The sequence below is a fragment of the Thermococcus sp. JCM 11816 genome (assembly GCF_055396515.1).
Map to the genome: position 1 here is coordinate 1,075,903 of NZ_AP043741.1, position 12,581 is coordinate 1,088,483.

The following is a 12,581-nucleotide window of genomic DNA, read 5'->3' on the forward strand; positions in this document are numbered from 1 at the left end:
TTTCAATTAAAATTAAAAAGAACAATACCAATTAGGATATAAAGGTGTGAACATAAAGAGCTAGCAACAAGTTAAAGACATTCTCCAGCTCCTCTCTTTCTTCATCACTTTCTATAATTTCTTTTCCTTTTCTTTTTACTTTTATGTATCCTGGAACTTCTTGAATATTAAAATTGACGCCATGTTTTAGTGAGAACTCGTAGACGCCTATTCCATAATGCAAGAGACCGCTGATTCCCACAATTCTACCCCCGGCAGTTATGTATGCTTTTACAGTTTCATTCTCAAAAATATCTCTATCACCTTTTAGCTCAATCCGCACTAAATCGTCAATACCACTTAGTTTTTCTTTGAGCTTTTCGTCTTCAATGTCATCTATTTCAATATCGCTGACATCTATATCCACATCTTTGATACTGAACACATCCTTGACTTTTACTACTGCTGGCAAAGGTAGATTCAAAAGGTATGAAATAGGCTCCTGTTGAGATTCCTTTCTATATTTCAGTTCAATAAGCGATAGATAAAACTCTCTTTCACTCTCACTTATTTTTTGTAACCTTTGAAGGAATGATTTCCTGACAAATTCGTCAACATTTATTACCTGATTTTCTGAATCTTGAGGAGGAGTCCTTCTCCGGATTTTCTTTGTATTTTCTCTTTGAGCACTGATAGCTTGTTTAATAATTAAGATCGCTCGAATATCATCTAAAAATTTCTTGAATCTCATATTAATGTCTTCTTCAGACATTCCTTCCTTGAGGATGCTCTTCAATGAAAGCGTGTTTTTCAATATAGAAACACCCTTAATAAACTTATACGGAATCGAATCCTCAATATAAAGAAGATTTCTCTCAAAGTCTATTTTGAAAGGCACTAAAACGGGATATGTAACTTTAACATAATTACCCGTATCTGTAAAGAATCCATGGACATATGGATACCAGTAACTAAATCTAAACTCATCCGGATCATCAATAACAAATCCGGGGGTTATGGGATCTTGAGACAGATTTGCCTTATTATTCTTTACCATATCCTCTATTGTCTTCCAAGTCACCGACCCTTCAACCTTTAAGATATACGCAGCTACTGGTTTACTCTTTCTCAGAACTTCAAGATAATAATCTATCAGTTCCTTTTTTTCTTCTTCACTCCATTTTGCATTCAATAGTTCTTGTATAATCTTGTCTTTCTTCTTTTTTTCTCTTCCTGCCTCAAACTCTTTGCCAAATTTCTTGTGATATATCCCCTCAATAGTACTTAAACTTAAGTCTTCAAAGATTTTCTTAAACTTCAACTTTTCATCATCAGTCAGAGGCATTTGTTTAGGCTTCATGGAGGTCACCACTTAAACTGAAACATTATCCTTTAAATAATTTCCGTACGTAATCCTTACGCTCTACCTTAGTGTTTCGGTTTTACCTCCCTAACACTGCTTAGAATCCAGAGAGGTCAAGGTAAAGCCCAAGAAGGCTACTGAATCAGTCGCTTAACGGTAAACCTTATTTAACCAAAATGTCAAATAGCACCATCGGGGGTGTACTATAGAATTGGACATAGATTGGTCTTTCGTGAAAACATGTTGAGGGAAATCGCTTGAACATTAGCCATTTAGCGTGGGGTGTACTAGATGGGATCAACATTCAAAACCCGATGGGTAAGAATCAGAAGCAAAGACGCTATCGGCCATCTAAAGAGCATGAGAGCATTCCTACACGCCGGCGAATTCTTTGAAAAAGACGAGAAAGGCGAGGATATTTTCATAGGCACGTACCTCGTCGTGAAACACTTCTTCGCAGATGGAAAAGACTACTATGAAATTTACGCCCTAACCAGGGATAAAAACGGCGTTGAAGGATGGGATGAAATAGCCCTAGCTGAGTACGATCCCGTCAAGGACACCTGGCGCTACACAAACAAGAAGCCAAGAAGCGGAACATGGTATAGCAAATTCGCAATCCTGTGGGGCAAGGAGAAAGACCACTTAGTAGAAACATACCTCTCGAGGTGAGCCCATGAAAGAAACCAAAGAACCACTAGCAAAGTTTCAAGCAAGAGTTAACAAAGACAACCGCGTAACTATCCCTCGGCCAATCCTCGAAGCATTCGGCCTAAAACAAAACGACTACGTCAAAGTTCTAATCAGAAAAATCGAAATATCTGACAAAACAGTTGCAGTAATTGCTCAGGCCCTCCTGGCAGTGAAAATCGGGAAGTATGGGGCCATAACACTTCCAAAAAAACTCGTAAAAGAGTTTGAGCTGAAAGAAAACGAGCCAGTTGAAGTCATTATTTTAGATTATTACAAATTTGAAGAGCTGGTAAGTGAGAAAGGTAGAGAACTTTTGTCCAAGCTTCAGTCAAGAAACAATTACTGGATTCTCCCAACCGACTCCCAATATCTATCAGAGATAGGGATCAAATACAAATATCTTTTTTGAATGTTTAATTTATTCATGAATAAATTAATTCAGAAAAAAGAAGAAAGAAGAAAAGAGATAAGGCATGTTTCCTGCTCTCTGATAGCTTCTTTTTTGAGGGATGAATTTTTGGATACAAAAATTCCGGCTGATTTAACCAAGAAAAGTAACGGCCGTTTGGCTTAATAAAACGTTTTTAGAGCTTTGCACTTCTGTGCATTCGGCTACTTTTGAAAGTTTCAAAATTGAAACCCCATAATTATTACTTACTGTGGTATTTGAGCCAAATTTTTGTATCCAAAAATTGAGTGTAACAACTTTGCCCAACATTGGACTTTTCCAGTCACACAAAACTTATAAGCTTTCCATCCGTATGATTTATGTGGAAATTCCACTTAAGTGTAATATCCACAAAAGGTGGTAGCCATGAAGGCATATGTGGTCGAACTCCCGGAGTCTGTTGTTGAGAAGATCGAGGAGATACGGCAGAAGCTCGTGGAAAGGGGCCTCAACGTCAAGGCCAAGGACCTCGCCAGCCTGATCGAGTTCGAGCTGACTTTTCTCGATGAGACCGCCGAGTACTGCAGAAAGAAGCTCAAGGAGTGTGAGGCCAGTGCCGAGGAGAAGAAAATATGATGCCGTCAGGCGCATAGAAGTCCAGCTTCCGCCAGAGAAGGCGGATGAGCTTGAGCAGGCTAAGGGAAAGCTCTCTTGGGGCGACTTCGTTTGGGAGCTTTGGGAGTTCTGGAAGCTTCACCACCCTGAAACATCTTGAAGGTGTTATAAATGCCAGCGAAGAGATACCAGCGACGTTCAGCAGGCCCTGGACGGCCACGAAAATACGGGGAAGACTTAAAGAAGTTCCAAACTGCTACTCCAGAGTCAACATACGACGGACTCTATGAGCTTAAGGAAAAGCTCGGCGTCTCGTTCTCAGAGCTTCTCACTTGGCTTGTTCAGCTCGCTAACGGCCAGATTGATAAGCTTGAGGTTCTTGCGAAGGCTAAGCACTTGGCCGAAGCCCTTGAGAGGGAGCAGAAGGAAAAAGACAAGCTCCTGAGGGATTATGAACGTCTTATCCAGGATTACGAGAAGCTCCAGCTTAAGCTTGAGGACTGTTGTAGGAAACTCGATGAATGCAAGAATAAGAAGAATGACTTCGGTTCTAAGTTGTCCAAGATAATCGCGGCAATTCCAGAGGCCATCGAGGAAGGCCTCACCTGGAATGACTTCATGAGAAAGTTCAATATCCGCGCTCCACAAGAGCAAGTTAGGATTCTCCAACAGCTTTTCATTACAATTGACGAGAACGGCAGGATTCCAGAGGTTCTTCACCCAATCGAGGGCATTGAGGAGTTGAAAGGTATTGTCCTCTACCGGCCGAATGGAGAGAACATCCGCTTCGCTAAGCTTGTCCACGAGGACACTCTCAAGGCAGTGAAGAGCCTCAAGGTCGAGAAACCCAAACCAGCCGCGAAGGGCCAGCCCGCGGTTGAGATTCCGAGGGTCAAGGTGGAGAAGACTCTAAGGGTGTGGTTGAAGCAGTACGAGGAGTGGGCTTCAGACTGGCGGACTAAGGAGAAGGCCGAGGCTCATCTAAGGAGCGTCGGCAAAAATGGCCTTAGGCGGCTTGTGGAGGAGTACGGTTTCGATGTTGTGGCCGAGGTTGTTGGTTCTAACGCGGATTTTCGGGCCTTGTTCGGCCCGTTTCTCCTGAAGCTTTCCGAGAAAAAGCTAGAGGTGAAGGCCGATGTCTGAGCCTGTGCCTATTGAAGAGTTCGTCCAGGCCCTGCTGGATGAGATGCCCGAGAGCGTTAGGCCACAAGTGGACGTAGAGATAGTCGAGGGCGCGAACGTCGCGTGGTTACACTTCGAGAATGGGATGAAGGCACACCTGATGTCATCTCAGAAAGGAGTCAGAGTCCTTGCCATGTGGGAGCAGGGAATTGCCGAGGTGAAGCTAACTGCCAAGGGGCTTCAGAGCGTTGATGAGGTTCTCGCTTTCCTTGTTCTGGCCGGAAAGGTTCGCAAGTGCTTGGGAGGTGGCTCGTGATGGCGGCAGAGTTCTCTGAGAAGGTCAGCATCACCAAGCCCTCGGAGGTCCCCGGTGCCGTGGTGCTGAGCCTGACGACGCCAGCCTCGTGGGAGGATTTCCAGGGCTTCCTCAAGGCGGTTGAGGCCTTGCAGGGTGATGGTTTCGTTGTTCGCTCGGTCGAGTCGAGCTACAAGCTGTTCCGCGTATGGTTGAGGAGGGAGGAGGAATGAGTGAGGTTTGGAGTCAGCTCGTAACCACGTTTTGGGATGTCGCGAACGAGATTATGGATGGAGTCCCGTTAGCAGTGATTTCTAACGGCGGGGCAGTTGTGTTAACAGTAAATCCAGCTACGCAGGATTTGGGCATCGGTTTGATATTCCAACCGCTTGAGAAGAGCCAAGTCGAAGAGTATCGCGAGGCTCTTGTGGGTGGAAAGGCTTTGATATTCTACTATTCGCCTGACTGTACTGGCAATTCGGAAGACATAGAAATCAAGTCAATTGTTCTGAAAGGCAAGAATGCGGACTTGGGGGGCGCAATCGAGGAAATCAACTCTCATCTGGCAAAGACGGGTGGAATAAAGCTAACTGGAAGAGACCTTCTCGGAGGTGAAAGCCATGAGTGAGGCCGACTTCTGGAGTTGGGTCGCTTCCGAGAAGCGCAAGCTGGATACAGTGCTTGAGCAGGTCGAGGAAGTGCCTTCCTTGCTTGAGTACGTCGAGCGCGAGCTCCAGGTAGCTCGCGACACGGCGTTCTCCCTCTCCGCTCGCGGCGAGAAGGAGAATGCGGCGTACTGGACGGGCTACGCGGACGCATTGGAGGATTTGATGAAGGCAATACAGAGAAGGGAGGTGAGGGCATGAGGTATTCGGAGGTCTTGGGGCTGGCAAAAGAGGTTCTTGAACAGTTCGAGGGACACGCATACGTCACTGAGGTAGTGGTTGCCCGGGACATGGACTACCCCTTTGACGAGGAGTTCATCTTGGTGGTCAGGAGTAGGCGCGCATGGGGCAAGGATATGGAGTGGCTGTCGCGGTTCGCCGAGAAGCACGGGCTTGAGGTGGAAGTCGTCTCGAGCAACGACGCCAGGAGTTTCTCGGTCCTATTCTACAGAGTCGAAAACGCGGAGGAGGGCCGCTCATGATCGCGCGCATTCCTTCTGCTTTCTTCGTTCAGCAGGTCCTCGAGGACGGCCCGGCTACTTTCTCAGAGCTGATGAAGCGGACTGGCCTTCCTGTCAGGGATGTCGCTTCAGCCTTGGACGAGCTTGGCAGGAGGGGGGTCGTGGTCAAGGACGAGTACTGTTTCACGCTCCGGGGGGTGCGGGGATGAAGTTCTACGCGTACTTCACGAGCACTAATGAGGAGTACCTCGTCCTCGCGGACAGCCTTGAGGACGCGGCAAGGGCTGCTTTAGCCCACTTCATCTACAAGCACAGGGACGAGCTCGATGACCTCCCCGAGGGCCGGTGGGAAGTGATGCCTCTGACCGACGCGTACAGGCGCGGCCTTCTCGTGAATGCCGAGGTTGCTTTCCTCGAGGAAGTGACTTACGAGCAGGCTCTAGATGAGTTCAAGGAGTTCCTCGACAGGGAAGCTCGGCGCTACGCTATGGAGAAGCCAGTCCAGCCGACGCTCGAAGCCTTTGGGGTGAGAGCATGAAGGGGCAAGTACTGTTCTCAGATGCGCAGTGGCTGAAAGTGACGCTTTATCACGAGTGGTTCTGGAAGGCTTATCTGGAGCATAGGGAGTCTTATCTACTCAGAAAGGCGAAGCGCAGGCTCAGGGATGGGGTGAAGGTAAACACAAAGCGTGGGTGGGAAGAGTTCGTCATCAACATCTTTGAGCTTGAGAAGAAGTACGTCGTAATAATTGAGGCAGTGTGGGCAAGCCTAGCCTTAGTCGTAGAGGTCGAGAAATCAAAGGTTAAGTATCTCATTAAAAAGCTCAGGACGTTCCTGAATGGCTCGATTTTCGACAATGAGCTTGTGTGGTTTCACCTTGCTTATGACATTCAGTATTTTGACCGCGATGCGGTTGATATTGAGAATTTTTGGTTTGTCATCAAGGAGTCATTTGGATGGGAGGTGGGTTCATGAGCACTCGTTCTCTTTCTCTTCCCGAGGAAATTGAGGTCAAGCTCGAGGAGGCCCGCGCGGCGTGGGAGGCTAGGAAGGTTCAGGTTCTCATCGAGGACGATGACGTGCCTGAGAACGCGAGCAACCTCGTCCCGCTCGAGCAGATTGAAGAAGTCCTCCAGGGCTTGCCAGTCCCGACTAAGCTCTACGTTGATGGAAGGGTGTACAAGATCAAGCTGAGGAAGCGCGTTAGCAGGGAGGAGTACAAGGCAATACTTGAGACCCTGCAGGGCCTCAGCAGGGCCTGGTGGGATAAGCGGGAGCACATAATCAAGGTTCTTCGCTACGAGGAGGCTCCAGCCGAGGAAGAAGTGCCTGAGGTTCCGGTCATTGTGCCTGGCCAGGGCGAGGTCGGAACGATGCATGGAGGAGGTGTTGAGTGATGGCTTCCCGCACTGAGCTCGTTTACAACTCTCATTTTTCGCTTGACACTGTTGAGACGTTCATGTACCGGCACAGCAGGGACGTGATGAATAGGCTCAGGCTCAGCAGGATTCTCGAAGAAGCCCGCCGGATGGCGCGGACGAGGGTTCCAGTGTATATCTCAGATGTGGACTCGCTCATGATGCAGTACAGGCGAGCAAACGGCGTCGAGGGAAGGCGTTTCATTGGTTTCGAGTTCAAGAACATGAGGGCTGATGTCGGCCTCAGGGGTTCTTATGTCAAGGTGAACGGGAAGCAGTACGAGCTGCACTACTTCATGAGCGACAAGGCGATGATGGACTTCTACTACCTGATCCGCGTCGGGAGGAAGTACTACCTGTGGAACGTCAGGAAGGCTCCGGTTGAGTTCAAGTGGCTCGGCGACCGGGCGCGTGGGACTTATGATTATTACGCGCTTGTCCACAAGGATTACGTGGCTGAGCTTGACGAGGACGAGCTGATACTGTTCCTTGCCGAGAACGTGTTCGGGTGAAGGATTATGGTTGAGGCTAGGACTTTCCAAGACTTGCATGAAGATATGGTAGAAGTATGGAAACTGTGCTATATGATAGCTCGTTATAAAACAATGCCAGAGGGCGCCAGGCTACTCCTCGAGGAGGCATGGAGTATTATCGAGGATTGGAAAGATTGGGCTCGGGAGGCTCAGATGGTTCTCGAGAAGCTTGACGACCTTGCGAGAGCCGAGATTGAGGCTCACTATGAGAAGTACTTCAGTATCGCTCAGGAGGATGAGAATGGTTGCGTGTGGGTTCCTCTGGATGAGGTGTATGCTGCAGTCATGAGGGCAAGAGACGAGGTGAAAGAGAATGCTGGTCTTGAAGAATACTAACGCTTCATGTATAGTATCATTCTTTCCAAAACATCTTTCCGACACAACAAGGCCAAACTCCACAAATCCAAAATACTTGCACTCCTGTGCAGTATTCTCCACCAACTCGCTCACCCCAACTCGAAGAATAATCTAACCCTCTTCGCAGTTAATAACTGAGGTGGTGTAAGTATGCCGAGGAAAAGGCGCCTACCAGATGTTGTGACCCTGAAACTGCCCACTTATGAACAGCCGAGGGACATCTTTGACGTGATCTTCGAGAGTGAGGAAGCCAGGAAGATGGCCGAGCAGATTGTTGAGTACCTCAAGAAGAACAAGCGCATGGGTTGGGACGAGTACCGCGACCTCTTTCCTCCCGAGAAGCACTACTTGTACTTCAGAGTCATGAAGCGCATGGAGGCCCTTGGTCTCATCGGCCGCGGAGCCTACAACACTTACATCCTCTCAAAGAAGTTCTGCGATAGGCTGGAGTATCTCTCAAAGCTCTGGCTCTTCAAGATCGGAAAAGTCGAGGAACTGTGGTGATGCTCATGACCGCAGTGTTTATCATCACTGGCTCGTATTTGATTTTTGGTGGGTCAAAATGGCCAAAGTGGCCACTGAAAAAAGAGGCTCTCATTCAGGAGATAAGCCTGAAAAAAGGCGAAAGACACGCTTACATATTACCCTTGATGAAGAGGTGGTCGGTGCCATGACCGAGATGGGCATCAACAAGTCACAATTCTTCAACAAAACGGCGAGGTGGGTTTTCTTGGGAGAAGAAATCCCGGAGGTCATTGTAAAACTGGAATGGTGCGGTGGCCGGGATTTGAACCCGGGTCACCGGCTTGGAAGGCCGGTGTCCTAGACCAGGCTAGACTACCACCGCACTGCAAGAAAGTGGTGGGGCGAGGGGGATTTGAACCCCCGACACCCGGATCTTCAGTCCGGCGCTCTCCCAGGCTGAGCTACCGCCCCACGCTCCAAAAATAGGGAGACAAAGGGGATTTATAAATCTTGCGGTAGGTTTGGCCCATCCAAAATTGAACATGGCACTGCTAACAATCAGAAGATAACGTTTAACATTTACAAAAAATTTAAATTTGAAATTAGGTATTAACAATCGGTGATTCTGTGACAAAGGATGGATATTCTCGAGGAAGTAAATTGGCGAGGTATCTAGTTGAAATGGCCGTTATAATGCTTGTTTTTGTCGCGGGGGCAGCCATAAAAAACGACGACCATGACTCCCTCAGTATTGTGGAGGAACTGACAAAGTACCACACTGATCCGTTTAATCCTGACACGGACGGGGATGGGCTGACTGATGGAGCAGAAGTTAAGTTGTATGCAACGAGCCCCACCCGAATAGACAGCGACACTGATGGGCTCACCGATGGAGATGAAATCTCAGAGTACAAAACGGATCCCCTAAGCCAAGACACCGATGATGACGGTCTTTCAGATGGCGAAGAGGTCAAAACATACGGAACCAACCCTCTCTCTGGAGATAGTGATGAGGACGGACTTGACGATAAAAGCGAGGTCGTGGTGCACAAAACTAATCCAACAGCAACCGATACTGATAAGGACGGGCTAATGGACACTAAAGAGATACAGATATACAAAACAAATCCAACGAATCCGGATACCGACAAAGATGAAGTCAATGATGGAGACGAAATCAATAGATATTCTACGGATCCGCTGAATCCAGATAGCGACGGAGATGGTCTCCTTGATGGGCAAGAAGTAACCGCTTATATGACGGATCCCCTAAATCCTGACACCGATGGAGATGGGGTTTCTGATTCACTTGAGGTAAAGAAGGGTTCTGATCCTCACAAGACGGATACAGACAACGATGGCTTAACAGACCCAGAAGAAATACTCGAATTCAGCACAAACCCCCTCTCAAAAGATACAGACGAAGATGGACTTTCCGACTTTGATGAAGTTAAAACGTACAAAACGAGCCCATTGACTTTAGATACCGACGGAGACGGACTATCCGATCCTGAGGAGCTACCGTTGGGAACGGATCCACTTAATAAAGATAGCGACCAAGATGGGCTTGTAGATGGGGAAGAAATCAATACATACAAAACAAATCCATTGAAACCAGATAGCGATAATGATGGCTTAGACGATGGGCAGGAGGTAATATTATACGGGACTGACCCCTTAGATCCCGACACGGACGGGGATTACCTACCCGATGGATATGAGGGGCAATTGGGTACTGACCCATTATACGATTGGAGGCACACCTATAATGAAGAAGCGTTTAAGGCAGGATTAAGCAAGTATTTCAGGGAAAAGCTCAGAACAGTTACAAAGGATTTCACGAAGTACAGCACAACTTTGGATAAAGCCTGGGCAATTCTGGAATGGATTGATGAGAATATCGAGTATGAGTACACTAAAGCAGATTACGTTGATGCTCTTGTGTACAACTGGTCAAAGCTAACATCAGAGCAGAGGGAGCTCTATGATAACCTAACGAGACTTTACGCCCCAAACGATATTATTGTTTATAAAAAAGGTATCTGCGGAGATTATGCAATATTAACAGCGGCAATGCTCTTGGACTCAGGAGTGTCTCCGGTTTACCTGTTGGATATCAGTTTCGAAAACTCCAAAGTTGGCCATGCTGCAGTAGCAGTCAAAATAGAGGGGGAACTATTCGTTCTTGACCAGCATTTGCCCCCAATTCCTATAGGTAATTACTATTGGACATGGGCTATCAAAAATAATTCAAAGATAATAGCTAACATAACCTTCTACGAGGTGAGGCTCAACACAAGAGGAGAACCAGAAGTTACAGATACTTGGACATGGAGCGGGGAGGAGCTAAAGGAAAAAGCATACATCTTAAACGAAGAGGCCATAAGGCAGATTATGGAAATAGCAAAAGAAAAATTCCTACTCCTGTACCCCCAGTACAAAGAAGATCCCCGGTTAAAATCTCTCGCAGAGCAGGACATGGAATCCACGAAATCCACTGGAGAACCTTCCAATGCATACTTGCCTCCAGGATTTAGTAGGGGATGGGGGTTGTACCTATCCGACGAATACTTCTGGTTATACTACTCCCCCATTACTGCCCAGAAGCTCGTTGATTACTCGATAATGGCAGCATTCTCCAGTGAAAACTGGGCAGAAGTCATACAGCAATGCGACAGATTCTACCTTTTGATTGACTACGTACCAACAACCGTATCCGACGGAATGACAACGATAACAGTGCCGAAAATCCTTCTAGTCATGGAGATTGCGAGTTAGTTCTTCCTTTTGCTTATTTTTGTCTAAATACCTAATCCAGACTTCTAACGCTGTCTGCGAAATCCAGAAAACTAAAGACAACAGAAACAAAACTCTAAATCTTTGGCTCCACAGCATAGACGGTTTTGTCCTCACCGATGCCCTCTATCAAGCCCCTGTGCCTTCTCACGCAGCTCTCACACTCGCCACAGTGGATCGGCTTCCCGTCCTCGGTGAAGCCCTTCGGCATGTAGCAGGAGTTGGAGTACTCGTACTTCGCTCCGAGCTCCTTCAAGAGCTTTGCTATCCCCCTTTTGTCCAGATTTATTAGAGGTGCAACCACCCTTACCTCAGCCATTGTCCCATACTTGAGCATCTCGTTCATTTTCTCAACGAACTCTGGTGTGTTGTCCGGAAACGTGGCCCCTTCCTCGGCGTTGAAGCCAACCACTATGTCCCCGCCGCCGAGAGCATCAAGGAGAGAAGCTGCAACTGCTATCAGAACGACGTTCCTAGCGGGAACCCAGACGCTTTTGGCAGTTTCTTGAGCAACCTCAATGTTTTCAAGCTCTTCCCTGGTAACCTTCGGCGTCTCCCCGCCGACGAGCGTCGTCCCGCGGAGCTTCGAGAACTCCTCGAGGAAGTCTAACCTAACTATCTTGAGCGGGACATCCAGCTCCTTCGAGAAGAACTCTGCCACCCTGTTAGTGACCTTCTCCTCGTTGCTGCCGTAGTTAACTGTCAGCATTATGACCTCGTCGTAGTTCTTCTTTGCCCAGTAGAGGCAGGCGGTACTGTCAAGCCCACCGCTGAAGAGGACGACCGCGCGCTTCATTCTACCACCTCTGGAAGCAGTTTAATGCCCAGTTTCTTAGCTCTTTTCCTAAGCTTCTTGTCGTAGGTTGCAAGGACCCCAACTTCCGTAGCTATTGTCAGCAACACCGAGTCATTGTAGTGTGTTAAGGAAAGGCTTTGGAGGGTCTCAAACGCCTTTATCAGGTACCTCCTGTCGTCTACGAGTTTTGTTCTCTCGTCTTCAACTATCTGCTCTACGAGTTCCCTGGCCTCTTCACTTGAGAAGCCAAGCTTCCTAAAGTTCCAAACGACCTCATAAATGACAATGGTTGGCACGATCCATTTCTCCAGAGAGGGGGAGTGCAGGAGTTCAAAGGCCTTCCTGTGGCGGGGCATCTCCTCAACCGCCGCGTATAGGAAAACGTTGGTGTCTATCACGGCCTCCATGCCATTTCCTCCTTCATGGCCTCCTCTTCGAGCTTCTCAAGCTCCTCTTCGGTTACCTTCCTGCCGAGCTTGAAGGTTTTCCACTTCCTTTTGGCCCTTTTAATCACTATTTCGTCCCCCCTGAGCTCAACGTCAAGGTATTCCCCCTCCTTTATCCCAAGGGCCTTTCTTATCTCGGCCGGAATCGTTATCTGGTAGTTGCGGGTGACCTTCGTCAAAGGCATAGTA

The 12,581-nt window shown here is 47.7% G+C and carries 23 protein-coding genes and 2 tRNA genes; 19 read left to right on the forward strand and 6 right to left on the reverse strand.

The window, feature by feature from the left end:
• Positions 1 to 31: 31 nt before the first annotated feature.
• Positions 32 to 1,348, reverse strand: coding sequence for a hypothetical protein (locus ACZ5TN_RS06110; protein WP_464916246.1), 1,317 nt, complete (start codon positions 1,346 to 1,348; stop codon positions 32 to 34).
• 285 nt (positions 1,349 to 1,633) lie between these two features.
• Here ACZ5TN_RS06110 and ACZ5TN_RS06115 point away from each other — a divergent pair, with 285 nt between their 5' ends.
• The 18 genes from ACZ5TN_RS06115 to ACZ5TN_RS06200 all read left to right on the forward strand — a co-directional run bounded on the left by ACZ5TN_RS06115 (position 1,634) and on the right by ACZ5TN_RS06200 (position 8,563).
• Positions 1,634 to 2,014 carry a hypothetical protein gene (locus tag ACZ5TN_RS06115; protein ID WP_054840105.1) on the forward strand — a complete coding sequence of 127 codons (381 nt, stop codon included), beginning with the start codon at positions 1,634 to 1,636 and terminating at the stop codon, positions 2,012 to 2,014.
• A 4-nt stretch (positions 2,015 to 2,018) separates the two neighbouring features.
• Positions 2,019 to 2,444, forward strand: coding sequence for an AbrB/MazE/SpoVT family DNA-binding domain-containing protein (locus ACZ5TN_RS06120; RefSeq protein WP_054840104.1), 426 nt, complete (start codon positions 2,019 to 2,021; stop codon positions 2,442 to 2,444).
• 405 nt (positions 2,445 to 2,849) lie between these two features.
• Positions 2,850 to 3,059 (forward strand): hypothetical protein, encoded by a 210-nt coding sequence (locus tag ACZ5TN_RS06125; protein ID WP_464916247.1) that lies wholly within the window; start codon positions 2,850 to 2,852, stop codon positions 3,057 to 3,059.
• Positions 3,037 to 3,198 carry a hypothetical protein gene (locus ACZ5TN_RS06130; protein ID WP_367884943.1) on the forward strand — a complete coding sequence of 54 codons (162 nt, stop codon included), beginning with the start codon at positions 3,037 to 3,039 and terminating at the stop codon, positions 3,196 to 3,198. Before ACZ5TN_RS06125 ends, ACZ5TN_RS06130 begins: the two co-directional genes overlap by 23 nt.
• A gap of 11 nt (positions 3,199 to 3,209) precedes the next feature.
• Positions 3,210 to 4,181: a hypothetical protein gene (locus ACZ5TN_RS06135; RefSeq protein WP_464916248.1), complete on the forward strand. Its 972-nt coding sequence runs from the start codon at positions 3,210 to 3,212 to the stop codon at positions 4,179 to 4,181.
• Positions 4,174 to 4,476, forward strand: a complete 303-nt coding sequence (locus ACZ5TN_RS06140; protein WP_464916249.1) for a hypothetical protein — start codon at positions 4,174 to 4,176, stop codon at positions 4,474 to 4,476. Before ACZ5TN_RS06135 ends, ACZ5TN_RS06140 begins: the two co-directional genes overlap by 8 nt.
• Positions 4,476 to 4,688: a hypothetical protein gene (locus tag ACZ5TN_RS06145; RefSeq protein WP_054840553.1), complete on the forward strand. Its 213-nt coding sequence runs from the start codon at positions 4,476 to 4,478 to the stop codon at positions 4,686 to 4,688. Before ACZ5TN_RS06140 ends, ACZ5TN_RS06145 begins: the two co-directional genes overlap by 1 nt.
• Positions 4,664 to 5,083, forward strand: a complete 420-nt coding sequence (locus ACZ5TN_RS06150; protein WP_464916250.1) for a hypothetical protein — start codon at positions 4,664 to 4,666, stop codon at positions 5,081 to 5,083. Before ACZ5TN_RS06145 ends, ACZ5TN_RS06150 begins: the two co-directional genes overlap by 25 nt.
• Positions 5,076 to 5,321 carry a hypothetical protein gene (locus ACZ5TN_RS06155; RefSeq protein WP_054840551.1) on the forward strand — a complete coding sequence of 82 codons (246 nt, stop codon included), beginning with the start codon at positions 5,076 to 5,078 and terminating at the stop codon, positions 5,319 to 5,321. Before ACZ5TN_RS06150 ends, ACZ5TN_RS06155 begins: the two co-directional genes overlap by 8 nt.
• On the forward strand, positions 5,318 to 5,602 hold the full coding sequence (locus ACZ5TN_RS06160) for a hypothetical protein (protein WP_464916251.1): 285 nt from the start codon (positions 5,318 to 5,320) through the stop codon (positions 5,600 to 5,602). Before ACZ5TN_RS06155 ends, ACZ5TN_RS06160 begins: the two co-directional genes overlap by 4 nt.
• Positions 5,599 to 5,790: a hypothetical protein gene (locus ACZ5TN_RS06165; protein ID WP_464916252.1), complete on the forward strand. Its 192-nt coding sequence runs from the start codon at positions 5,599 to 5,601 to the stop codon at positions 5,788 to 5,790. The genes ACZ5TN_RS06160 and ACZ5TN_RS06165 overlap by 4 nt, the downstream gene beginning before the upstream one ends.
• A complete protein-coding gene (locus ACZ5TN_RS06170) occupies positions 5,787 to 6,119 on the forward strand; it encodes a hypothetical protein (RefSeq protein ID WP_464916253.1) in 333 nt (110 codons plus the stop codon). Before ACZ5TN_RS06165 ends, ACZ5TN_RS06170 begins: the two co-directional genes overlap by 4 nt.
• Complete coding sequence (locus ACZ5TN_RS06175; RefSeq protein WP_464916254.1) at positions 6,116 to 6,556, forward strand: hypothetical protein; 441 nt, start codon at positions 6,116 to 6,118, stop codon at positions 6,554 to 6,556. Before ACZ5TN_RS06170 ends, ACZ5TN_RS06175 begins: the two co-directional genes overlap by 4 nt.
• A complete protein-coding gene (locus ACZ5TN_RS06180; protein WP_054840548.1) occupies positions 6,553 to 6,978 on the forward strand; it encodes a hypothetical protein in 426 nt (141 codons plus the stop codon). Before ACZ5TN_RS06175 ends, ACZ5TN_RS06180 begins: the two co-directional genes overlap by 4 nt.
• Positions 6,978 to 7,511: a hypothetical protein gene (locus tag ACZ5TN_RS06185; RefSeq protein ID WP_464916255.1), complete on the forward strand. Its 534-nt coding sequence runs from the start codon at positions 6,978 to 6,980 to the stop codon at positions 7,509 to 7,511. The genes ACZ5TN_RS06180 and ACZ5TN_RS06185 overlap by 1 nt, the downstream gene beginning before the upstream one ends.
• A gap of 6 nt (positions 7,512 to 7,517) precedes the next feature.
• On the forward strand, positions 7,518 to 7,868 hold the full coding sequence (locus tag ACZ5TN_RS06190; RefSeq protein WP_054840547.1) for a hypothetical protein: 351 nt from the start codon (positions 7,518 to 7,520) through the stop codon (positions 7,866 to 7,868).
• Positions 7,869 to 8,039: 171 nt separating this feature from the next.
• Complete coding sequence (locus ACZ5TN_RS06195; RefSeq protein WP_464916256.1) at positions 8,040 to 8,393, forward strand: hypothetical protein; 354 nt, start codon at positions 8,040 to 8,042, stop codon at positions 8,391 to 8,393.
• Entirely contained in the window at positions 8,393 to 8,563 is a 171-nt protein-coding gene (locus ACZ5TN_RS06200) for a hypothetical protein (RefSeq protein WP_367884938.1), read from the forward strand. The genes ACZ5TN_RS06195 and ACZ5TN_RS06200 overlap by 1 nt, the downstream gene beginning before the upstream one ends.
• Before the next feature lie 95 nt (positions 8,564 to 8,658).
• Here the strand turns inward: ACZ5TN_RS06200 and ACZ5TN_RS06205 are convergent.
• Both ACZ5TN_RS06205 and ACZ5TN_RS06210 read right to left on the reverse strand, forming a co-directional pair.
• Positions 8,659 to 8,736, reverse strand: a tRNA-Gly gene (locus ACZ5TN_RS06205).
• A 12-nt stretch (positions 8,737 to 8,748) separates the two neighbouring features.
• Positions 8,749 to 8,825 (reverse strand) — tRNA-Phe (locus tag ACZ5TN_RS06210).
• 156 nt (positions 8,826 to 8,981) lie between these two features.
• Here ACZ5TN_RS06210 and ACZ5TN_RS06215 point away from each other — a divergent pair.
• Complete coding sequence (locus ACZ5TN_RS06215; protein WP_464916257.1) at positions 8,982 to 11,132, forward strand: transglutaminase-like domain-containing protein; 2,151 nt, start codon at positions 8,982 to 8,984, stop codon at positions 11,130 to 11,132.
• A 94-nt stretch (positions 11,133 to 11,226) separates the two neighbouring features.
• Here ACZ5TN_RS06215 and queC read toward each other — a convergent pair whose 3' ends face one another.
• Genes queC through ACZ5TN_RS06230 form a run of 3 tightly spaced genes read right to left on the reverse strand, consistent with a single transcriptional unit; the run spans position 11,227 to position 12,577 of the window.
• On the reverse strand, positions 11,227 to 11,946 hold the full coding sequence (gene queC / locus ACZ5TN_RS06220) for a 7-cyano-7-deazaguanine synthase QueC (RefSeq protein ID WP_464916258.1): 720 nt from the start codon (positions 11,944 to 11,946) through the stop codon (positions 11,227 to 11,229).
• On the reverse strand, positions 11,943 to 12,353 hold the full coding sequence (locus tag ACZ5TN_RS06225) for a PIN domain-containing protein (RefSeq protein WP_464916259.1): 411 nt from the start codon (positions 12,351 to 12,353) through the stop codon (positions 11,943 to 11,945). The genes queC and ACZ5TN_RS06225 overlap by 4 nt, the downstream gene beginning before the upstream one ends.
• Complete coding sequence (locus ACZ5TN_RS06230; RefSeq protein WP_464916260.1) at positions 12,341 to 12,577, reverse strand: AbrB/MazE/SpoVT family DNA-binding domain-containing protein; 237 nt, start codon at positions 12,575 to 12,577, stop codon at positions 12,341 to 12,343. Before ACZ5TN_RS06230 ends, ACZ5TN_RS06225 begins: the two co-directional genes overlap by 13 nt.
• Positions 12,578 to 12,581: the final 4 nt, after the last annotated feature.

Coding starts and splice junctions, on each gene's coding strand:
- ACZ5TN_RS06225 (WP_464916259.1), bottom strand. CDS start 12,353: ATGGAGGCCGTGATAGACACCAACGTTTTCCTATACGCGGCGGTTGAG.
- ACZ5TN_RS06155 (WP_054840551.1), top strand. CDS start 5,076: ATGAGTGAGGCCGACTTCTGGAGTTGGGTCGCTTCCGAGAAGCGCAAG.
- ACZ5TN_RS06145 (WP_054840553.1), top strand. CDS start 4,476: ATGGCGGCAGAGTTCTCTGAGAAGGTCAGCATCACCAAGCCCTCGGAG.
- queC (WP_464916258.1), bottom strand. CDS start 11,946: ATGAAGCGCGCGGTCGTCCTCTTCAGCGGTGGGCTTGACAGTACCGCC.
- ACZ5TN_RS06190 (WP_054840547.1), top strand. CDS start 7,518: ATGGTTGAGGCTAGGACTTTCCAAGACTTGCATGAAGATATGGTAGAA.
- ACZ5TN_RS06140 (WP_464916249.1), top strand. CDS start 4,174: ATGTCTGAGCCTGTGCCTATTGAAGAGTTCGTCCAGGCCCTGCTGGAT.
- ACZ5TN_RS06135 (WP_464916248.1), top strand. CDS start 3,210: ATGCCAGCGAAGAGATACCAGCGACGTTCAGCAGGCCCTGGACGGCCA.
- ACZ5TN_RS06115 (WP_054840105.1), top strand. CDS start 1,634: ATGGGATCAACATTCAAAACCCGATGGGTAAGAATCAGAAGCAAAGAC.
- ACZ5TN_RS06165 (WP_464916252.1), top strand. CDS start 5,599: ATGATCGCGCGCATTCCTTCTGCTTTCTTCGTTCAGCAGGTCCTCGAG.
- ACZ5TN_RS06175 (WP_464916254.1), top strand. CDS start 6,116: ATGAAGGGGCAAGTACTGTTCTCAGATGCGCAGTGGCTGAAAGTGACG.
- ACZ5TN_RS06150 (WP_464916250.1), top strand. CDS start 4,664: ATGGTTGAGGAGGGAGGAGGAATGAGTGAGGTTTGGAGTCAGCTCGTA.
- ACZ5TN_RS06125 (WP_464916247.1), top strand. CDS start 2,850: ATGAAGGCATATGTGGTCGAACTCCCGGAGTCTGTTGTTGAGAAGATC.
- ACZ5TN_RS06180 (WP_054840548.1), top strand. CDS start 6,553: ATGAGCACTCGTTCTCTTTCTCTTCCCGAGGAAATTGAGGTCAAGCTC.
- ACZ5TN_RS06200 (WP_367884938.1), top strand. CDS start 8,393: ATGCTCATGACCGCAGTGTTTATCATCACTGGCTCGTATTTGATTTTT.
- ACZ5TN_RS06120 (WP_054840104.1), top strand. CDS start 2,019: ATGAAAGAAACCAAAGAACCACTAGCAAAGTTTCAAGCAAGAGTTAAC.
- ACZ5TN_RS06170 (WP_464916253.1), top strand. CDS start 5,787: ATGAAGTTCTACGCGTACTTCACGAGCACTAATGAGGAGTACCTCGTC.
- ACZ5TN_RS06185 (WP_464916255.1), top strand. CDS start 6,978: ATGGCTTCCCGCACTGAGCTCGTTTACAACTCTCATTTTTCGCTTGAC.
- ACZ5TN_RS06195 (WP_464916256.1), top strand. CDS start 8,040: ATGCCGAGGAAAAGGCGCCTACCAGATGTTGTGACCCTGAAACTGCCC.
- ACZ5TN_RS06230 (WP_464916260.1), bottom strand. CDS start 12,577: ATGCCTTTGACGAAGGTCACCCGCAACTACCAGATAACGATTCCGGCC.
- ACZ5TN_RS06160 (WP_464916251.1), top strand. CDS start 5,318: ATGAGGTATTCGGAGGTCTTGGGGCTGGCAAAAGAGGTTCTTGAACAG.